The organism is Caldimonas sp., from assembly GCF_046289365.1.
Lineage (GTDB): Bacteria > Pseudomonadota > Gammaproteobacteria > Burkholderiales > Burkholderiaceae_C > Caldimonas.
The window spans coordinates 1-289 of the sequence record NZ_JBKBVU010000154.1 but is presented as its reverse complement, the minus strand read 5'-3'; the positions used below and the strand labels follow the sequence as shown (position 1 = coordinate 289).

1 pseudogene is annotated in these 289 nt (G+C 70.2%); it reads left to right on the top strand.

Going from position 1 to position 289, the window contains the following annotated elements:
* Positions 1-289 (top strand): annotated as a pseudogene (locus ACK42S_RS13480) (phage tail protein); the annotation flags it as partial.

Below are 289 nucleotides of genomic sequence, written 5' to 3'. Positions count from 1 at the left end.
GGAAATCCAGATCGGCGAGCGCACCGCCTGGGGCGATGCCAGCCGCGCGCCGCTGGTCAGTGGCCACGGGCTGGGGCGCCTGTCGATCGACAAGCCGACGCTCTTCGGCGGCGACGAGCGCGAAGGCGGCGTGGTCGGCGAGATCGACGTGATGGGCGGCGCGGCCACTCAGGGCCGCAACGACTACCTGATGAGCCGCCTCGGCGCGGCGATTCCGGCTTTCCGAGGCGTGCTGTCGATCGTGGCGCGCAAGATCCTGTTCGCGGCCAACAACCCCTACCTCAAGCCT